We start from the raw sequence: 8,012 nt of genomic DNA, 5'->3' as shown, positions 1-8,012 counted from the left end.
CAACTCGTTAAAATATTGGAAGCATAGCAAGCAAATGAAGAAAAAAGTTCATGAATAAGATAAGAAAATGTCATTATTTATAACTGGAAATTTATAGATAAGTTTATTATAATGTCTTTAGACTTACTCATAGGAGACAATTAAATGTTAAGCTAAAAATAAATGAGAGTGTCAAATTGAGCAAGGACTTTATTTGGCTAAGTAATGGAGGACATTATGGAACAATTAATTATTTTAGCCCAGCAACCAACGCAATTATCAGACCAAAATTTCAATTTGGAAGGCTGGATGCTAATTGGCGCAGGCATTGCAATTTGCCTTGCTGTTGTTTTAATATTTTTCTTTAATAAACTGTTTTTCAAAAGATGCATAGATCAATCACAAGTAGAAGATGAGAAGGAAGAAATGTTACATAAGAAACAAGAAGCACAAGATATTAACAAAGCAAAACAGTTAAGAAAAGTAGAGGAAGCTGAAAAAGCAAGAGCATTAAGGGCAGAAGAGGTAACCCCAAAAGTAGCATTAAGTACAAAGCAAGTGGCTATGACACAATCAGGAACTGAACAAACTGTAAATGATAGGAATACTCAAATGCCAGGCGGGATTGAGATTAATTTAATAGACATCAATGACTTATCAAAGAGCGTAAGTTTTTATTTGAAACATGAACTTATTGTAGGACGTAATCCACAAAAGAGTCAGGTCGTCATAGCAGATGATCCTACAGTTTCATCTAAGCACTGTAAGTTTTATGCATTTGATGACAAAGTGTATTTAATGGATTTAGGTTCTACAAATGGTACTTTTGTAAATGGCAAACCGATAGAATATGCCGTTGTACTCAATATTGGCGATAAGATTGCCATCGGTGCGAGAAAATTTCATGTCAGATGGTAAGAGTATACGTAGAAAAGTTTTTGTTATATAATAAACTGAACATAAAACAAAAGAAAGAGATGACACAATATGCAATTACCACAAGACTTTAAAGACCGTATGCAAAAAATGTTAGGTGAAGAGTTTGAAGCCTTTCTTCAAAGTTATACTTTAGATCGTGCTCAATCATTACGTGTAAATACACTTAAAGTAGCAAAAGAAGATTTTATGAATCTAAGTCCTTTTCACTTACGTCAGATTCCTTGGGTAAATGAAGGATTTTATTATAATAGTGAGGAGCGTCCGGGAAAACATGTTTATCATGAAGCAGGACTCTATTATATTCAAGAGCCAAGTGCTATGGCTGTAGCAACCCTTGCAGAAGTGGTTCAAGGTGAACGTGTTTTAGACCTTTGTGCAGCGCCAGGAGGAAAAAGTACGCAGCTTGCTGCGGCCCTTCAAGGCAAAGGGATGCTGATTTCGAATGAAATTCATCCAGTTCGTGCCAAAATTTTAGCACAAAATATAGAGCGTATGGGAATTCTAAATGCGATTGTAACCAATGAAACACCACAAAATCTTGCAAAACGTTTTCCAGAATTTTTTGACCGAATTGTTGTAGATGCACCTTGTTCTGGAGAAGGGATGTTTCGTAAAGATGAGGAGGCACGTAACCATTGGAGCATACAAAATGTTGAGATGTGTGCTTTAAGGCAAGCTGAAATCTTAGATTGTGCAGCGATTATGCTGCGTCCAGGCGGAACGCTTGTATATTCTACATGTACTTTTGCACCAGAAGAAAATGAACGCAGTATGGCTAACTTCGTAGCAGCACATCCTGAGTTTGAAATCAAAAAAGTAGAAGCTTATGAAGGCTTTGCACCAGGAAGACCAGAGTGGGCAGATGGCGTAGAAGCTGTAAAGGATACATTTAGACTTTGGCCACATCTTTTAGAAGGTGAAGGACATTATGTAGCTGTGCTCCAAAAATCAGGCGCTGAGCTGGCAAATGAAATCACAGAAAAACTTCCAGATATTAACAAAGTGGCATGGAAGTCTTATGAAACATTTGCTAAAGAAAATTTAGTTAATCAGCCAGAAGGTTATCCGGTTATGTTTGGTGAACAACTTTATTTATTACCATATGCATTACCGTTAAGAGGTTTAAAAGTAGTACGTGCAGGACTTCACTTAGGTACATGTAAGAAAAAACGCTTTGAACCATCACATGCTTTAGCCTTAGCTTTAAGACCAGGGGATGTACGTCATACTTGTAAGCTTACAAGAGAAGATGCAAGAGTAAATGCGTACCTTAAAGGTGAGACGATTACATCAGAAGGTGAAAAAGGCTGGCATCTTGTATGTGTAGATGGATATGCATTAGGCTGGGGTAAATTAAGTGGCAATGTACTTAAGAATCATTATCCTAAAGGATTAAGATGGATGTAGATTTAAAATAAAAAGCAACTGATAAGAAGTTATTTAAAAAACTTTGAAAGGTTGCTTTTTTGTTGATTTATAAAGTGAATTATTAGAAATTTAAAAATATAATAAAAATTTAAAAAATATGGTTTTAATGTATGAGTATTAGTATAATATAGAATGAGAAACATGCCATAGATGTTTTATAATGTAAAATTTAGAGGGGTGTAATCGTGAATAGAAGCTTATTAGATTACATAAGTGAAGGTGTTGTTATATTAAATAAAGAGTTTAAGGTTCAGATTGTTAGTGAAAAGCTTTTAAAGGCATTAGGTTATATGGAAAATGCTGAAAATAGAAGCATACAAAATATAATACAGACAACAAGTGAAAGTATTCAATTAGCTGAGGTAACTAATGATGAAATAACAATTCAAATGCAAACTTATCAGCAAGAAGGTGTAAGTTTGAAAGGCAAAGTATTCTTACAGGAATGGGATGGACAGTTATGTTATTGGATACTTGTTAAAGTACCGGAAAAAGGAATTAGTAGAAATGAGTTGACGCTAATTCTAGATAATATGCCTTATTGTATCTGGATTGCTGATGAAGAAGAAAATTATAGGTATGTCAATTGTAACGCAAATTTAATGTTTAATGGCATTTTCGAAAATAAAAATAGTGTTAAAGATAATAATATTAAACAAAATACAGAAGACATTTATCGAAAGAAAATTAAAGCAGCAGTAATCAAAAATGACCAGGAAACATTGAAACAGGGCATTATGGTCAATGAAGAACGTAGAACAGTAAATATGAAGGATGAGCTGCCTTACCAAATTGTAAAAGTACCCATATTTCGAGAGGGGCAATATAGGGGATATATTGGGATTGTAGAGTACAATATTTTGAAATATAATGTGGATATTAGAAAAGTTATAGGAGATACTGTTTTAGGAAATATGATGAATCAAGAACGTTTTTATAGTCAATTAGTCGAGCTGCTAGAATTTAGTGAGACAGCTGAAAGGATGCTGCAAGAAAAGATGGTGATTATCTTAAAGGATAATCCACATCAAGGGCAAGTAGAAGAAATTTCTAGACTGCAAAAAAAAGACAATAAATATTTAATGAAAAATAATTTAATCATTGATAAAGAAGTTATCTTACAAATGCTCAGTGAAAGCAATACTTGGCCAATAGAAGATTTTGAGGAGAGAATAGGCAGTAATATGGGATATGTTTTAGATAAAACTGAAAAGTATCATGTGCGTATTAAACCTATTGAATATAATAGTGAATTTATGGGGACTATTTTGACAGTTTATTCATCTAATAGCCAGTATTCTTTAATGGATGCATGTATTATTAATAAGGTTTGTCAACACATTGCTATTATCTTAAAGAGTGTAAGTTATGCTGTAGAGTTTGAGCAAGAATGGTCTAAGCGTAAAGCTGTAGAAGCAGAAAGTACGGCTTATAAGAAAGCTTTGGAATTAGAAACACTTAAAACAGAACTTTTAGCTAATATTTCCCATGAACTAAAGACACCATTAAATATTATTTATAGTGTGCTTCAAAGTTTTGACCTTGAATTTAAGGAATTAGAAAAGATATATAACATCTCAAATATTTATAATAAACTGGTGCATTACGAACAAGTTACAAAGCAAAATATTTATCGTTTATTACGTCTTATCAATAACATTACAGATATTTCTAAAATGGGAGCAGGCTATTATGATGTGAAGCTAGTTAATGGGGAGATTGTAAGAGAAATAGAAGATATTACAATGTCTGTTGTAGAATATTTCAAGGAAAAAGAACTTTCTATTATATTTGATACAGAGGTAGAAGAATTAGAAATGGCTTATGATCCTGAGAAAATAGAAAGGATTATGTTAAATTTACTTTCTAATGCCGTGAAGTATACAAATCCAGGTGGCCTTATAGAGGTTAACTTATATGTAAGAGATGAAACGCTAATCATTGCTGTCAAAGACAGCGGTATTGGCATTCCACAAGAAAAACAAGCTATGATTTTTAAACGGTTTGCACAAGTTGACAGTTCCTTTACGCGAAAATGCGAAGGTTCTGGGATAGGACTTGCCCTTGTAAAATCTTTAGTAGAAAAACAAGGAGGCACAATTACGGTAGAAAGTGAAGAAGGAAAGGGCTCTACATTTAAAGTAATGTTACCTATTGTACATAGTCAAACAGTTGTATCTCAAGCACATTCAATGAATGGCCGTGAGGAACAATTAAATTATAAATGTAAAGTGGAATTCTCAGATATATATGATAAGTAGGAAAGTATATCATCTAATAACTACTTTAAATATATAGAAAAGATACAAAAGAAAATGTAGTAATCCTTGCAAAAGAAGGTAACTATAGAGAACATTTAGTGATTACATCGCTATTTATCATTTTAATTGGTGAAGATTGTGAAAAAGTTAATATTAATATTTCTATAGATGCTATATTGGTGGAAATATTGACTATATTTACGGGATAGGCCAAACTTTATTTGAAGATTGTGGCCTAGTATATCGTTATAGTGCCAATAAAAATGCAGGTTATATTAATGCATCAAAAACAGATGCAAATCATACTTATGGTTATATCTTTAATAATTACTGCGTGTTTAAAGAAGCAGGATGTAGTGGCAACAAATATTTATTAGCGAAACAAAAAAAGTAGTTATAAATCCAAGCATTCAAATGAGGAAAAGCTATGTAAGAATCAAAATCTTACATGGCTTTTTTGTGTGCTTAAATCAAGAAGATAAGAACAAGCACAGGGTCTATATTCAGTGAATAGAATGGTAATAGCACAATAACCTACACATTTTAAGGTAAGGTGGTGGGAAAATGACAAATCGTATGACACTTAAACATGTATGTAAAAGTTTTTACACAGATGAAGGGGAAGTAAATGTTTTAAATGATATTAATCTAACCCTAAAAAAAGGCGAAATTTTGGTCATATTAGGGCCTTCTGGTAGTGGAAAATCTACGATTTTAAATATTCTCTCAAAACTATTAGCGCCTACTTCTGGAGAAATTCAGATTAATGGGCAAATAGGTTATATGTTTCAGCATGATCATTTACTAGAATGGCGTACAATTATGGCAAATGTACTCATCGGACTTGAAATTCAAAAGAAATTGACACAGGAAAATAAAGATAGAGTAGCTCAGCTTTTACAAACCTATGGTTTATGGGAGTTTAGAAACAGCTTTCCAAGGCAACTCTCTGGAGGGATGCGTCAAAGAGCAGCTTTGATTCGTACCCTAGCTACAAGTCCGGATATTTTATTACTGGATGAACCTTTTTCTGCCTTAGATTATCAAACAAGGCTTATGGTAAGTGATGATATTTATCAAATTCTCAAAAAAGAAAATAAGGAAGCTATACTTGTAAGTCATGATATTTCAGAAGCTATTAGTATGGCAGATGAAATTTGTGTGCTTTCTAAAAGACCTGCAACTATTAAAAGTAGTCATCGTATTACACTGACAGTAGAAGGAGAAAGGACGCCTTTAAGTAGTCGAAAGGCACCAGAGTTTAAAGACTATTTCGATATACTATGGAAGGAGCTGGAGTGTCATGCATAAAACAAAGCAAGTTGCGAAGGAAACCTATGCAGGTTATTTAAAGGCAAAGGCGCAAGCAAAGCGTAAAATCTTTATTTGGCAGATTGTTTTATTAGTAGGCTTTATTGCACTATGGGAAATTTTGGCTAGATGTGGCATCCTCAATACTTTTTTGTTTAGTAGCCCAAGTGATATATGGGACCTGTTTAAAAGCTATGTAGTAGATGGTAGTTTATTTAAGCATATTTTAACTTCTGTCAGTGAAACGGTTTTAGGGTTTACTATAGGGACTATTACTGGCGTCATAATTGCTATTATTTTATGGTGGTCTGAAACAGTAGCCAAGATTCTAGATCCAACTTTAGTTGTTTTAAATGCCTTGCCAAAGACGGCTTTGGCGCCTATTTTAATCGTTTGGACAGGGGCTGGCATAAGTGGGATTGTTTTAACTGCAGTGACTATTTCCATCGTAACGACTATTTTATCAGCGTATAATTATTTTTTAAATGTAGATGAAGAGAAGATTAAAATGCTGCAAAGCTTCGGTGCAACAGGGGGGCAGATTTTAAGAAAGTTAATTTTACCAGCGAACTTAGGCAATCTTATTAATATTATTAAAATTAATATTGGTTTAGCTTGGGTAGGGGTCATTGTTGGTGAATTTATTGTATCTCGTAATGGACTGGGCTATTTAATCGTTTATGGTGGTCAAGTTTTTAGATTAGATTTAGTCATGATGGGTGTCGTGGTTTTGGCACTTTGTGCTTTTCTTATGTATATGCTAGTAGGCTGGTTTGAAAAATGGCTGATGAAAAAAAGAGTGACTAAATGAAAAATAAGCAGCGTATGATAGTTTATATAAACATTTAAGAGGTGGTTACTATGAAAAGTAAGTTACTTGGTTTACTTCTAATCATACCCCTAGCTTTGACAGTTTTACTCAGTGGATGTAGTGAAGATGGTTTGAAGAAAGTCACCATTGCTGAAGTGACCCATTCTGTTTTTTATGCACCACAATATGTGGCCATTGAGGTTGGATTCTTTGAAGAGGAAGGATTAGATGTGGATTTACTTTTAACTCAGGGTGCAGATAAGACCATGGCAGCTTTGTTATCAAATGAAGCGCAGGTTGGTTTTATGGGACCAGAAGCTACGATTTATGTTTATAATCAAGCTAGCAAAGACTTTGCCATTAATTTTGCACAAGTTACTAAAAGAGATGGTAACTTTTTATTAAGCCGCACAGAAAGTCCCAACTTTAGCTTCGAGGACTTAAAGGGGAAAACGATTATTGGTGGACGTAAAGGTGGCATGCCTGAAATGATCCTAGAATATGTGCTAAAAACACAGGGATTAACTTTAGGTGAAAATACAGCCAATGGTGAAGTCAATGTACGCACAGATATTCAATTTGCAGCTATGGGCGGTGCTTTTACAGGCGGCGAAGGGGACTTTGTGACTTTATTTGAGCCAACGGCTACCCAAGTGGAGCAATCTGGTGATGGTTATATTGTGATTTCTATGGGGCAGATTTCAGGAGAAATTCCTTATACGACTTATTCGGCATTAGGCAGCTATATGACAGAAAATCCACAAGTCATTCAGCAGTTTACGAATGCAATTTATAAAGGGGAGCAGTATGTAGCAACCCATAGTGCAGAGGAAATCGCAGAAATCATTGCACCACAATTTAAAGAAATTAATAAAGCAGATTTAATTACAGTTATTCAGCGCTATAAAGATAATGATACTTGGTGTGAAACGCCACTACTTAAAGAAGAGAGCTTAACCCATTTGATGGATGTTATGGAGATGGCAGGTGAGCTTACAAATAGGCCACCTTATGGCGTTATAGTAGAAACAAGTTTTGCAGAAAAAGCTATAAAATAAATAATTAAGTGGATGTGCAAAATAAGTTAGATGAGGCAGTGGTGGCTTAACGGATACACAGGTATCCACTAAAACACCATTACCTCAGTTAATGTTTTGGACACTTTAGTAGGGAGATAAAGGGAAAAGAAATTAAATAATTACTCAAAAATATAGGAAATTGTTTTAAAATACTAAAATTACATGGTGTTTATTTGTATAAAATGTATTATAATATAAAATGTT

The 8,012-nt window shown here is 33.9% G+C and carries 6 protein-coding genes and 1 pseudogene; all 7 read left to right on the top strand.

The genetic code is table 11. The annotated features are described in order from the left end of the window. Nucleotides 1–216: 216 nt before the first annotated feature. The 7 genes and pseudogenes from JCM14822_RS21255 to JCM14822_RS12775 all read left to right on the top strand — a co-directional run bounded on the left by JCM14822_RS21255 (nucleotide 217) and on the right by JCM14822_RS12775 (nucleotide 7,787). Nucleotides 217–897: an FHA domain-containing protein gene (locus JCM14822_RS21255; RefSeq protein ID WP_054742775.1), complete on the top strand. Its 681-nt coding sequence runs from the start codon at nucleotides 217–219 to the stop codon at nucleotides 895–897. Nucleotides 898–966: 69 nt separating this feature from the next. After that, complete coding sequence (locus JCM14822_RS12795) at nucleotides 967–2,325, top strand: RsmF rRNA methyltransferase first C-terminal domain-containing protein (protein ID WP_054742774.1); 1,359 nt, start codon at nucleotides 967–969, stop codon at nucleotides 2,323–2,325. Nucleotides 2,326–2,531: 206 nt separating this feature from the next. Beyond that, nucleotides 2,532–4,607, top strand: coding sequence for a PAS domain-containing sensor histidine kinase (locus JCM14822_RS12790; protein WP_054742773.1), 2,076 nt, complete (start codon nucleotides 2,532–2,534; stop codon nucleotides 4,605–4,607). Nucleotides 4,608–4,776: 169 nt separating this feature from the next. Further along, a pseudogene (locus tag JCM14822_RS25070) lies at nucleotides 4,777–5,001 on the top strand (hypothetical protein); the annotation flags it as partial. 170 nt (nucleotides 5,002–5,171) lie between these two features. Then, the gene (locus tag JCM14822_RS12785) at nucleotides 5,172–5,918 is read left to right on the top strand and encodes an ABC transporter ATP-binding protein (RefSeq protein WP_054742772.1); all 747 of its coding nucleotides are present in this window, start codon (nucleotides 5,172–5,174) and stop codon (nucleotides 5,916–5,918) included. Next, nucleotides 5,911–6,729, top strand: coding sequence for an ABC transporter permease (locus JCM14822_RS12780; RefSeq protein ID WP_054742771.1), 819 nt, complete (start codon nucleotides 5,911–5,913; stop codon nucleotides 6,727–6,729). The genes JCM14822_RS12785 and JCM14822_RS12780 overlap by 8 nt, the downstream gene beginning before the upstream one ends. Before the next feature lie 50 nt (nucleotides 6,730–6,779). Beyond that, a complete protein-coding gene (locus JCM14822_RS12775; protein WP_054742770.1) occupies nucleotides 6,780–7,787 on the top strand; it encodes an ABC transporter substrate-binding protein in 1,008 nt (335 codons plus the stop codon). The last annotated feature ends 225 nt before the right edge of the window (nucleotides 7,788–8,012 follow it).

The sequence above is a fragment of the Cellulosilyticum ruminicola JCM 14822 genome (assembly GCF_001311925.1).
Classification (GTDB): domain Bacteria; phylum Bacillota; class Clostridia; order Lachnospirales; family Cellulosilyticaceae; genus Cellulosilyticum; species Cellulosilyticum ruminicola.
The sequence above is the reverse complement of the archived record's forward strand: the minus strand, read 5'-3'. Positions and strand labels throughout refer to the sequence as shown.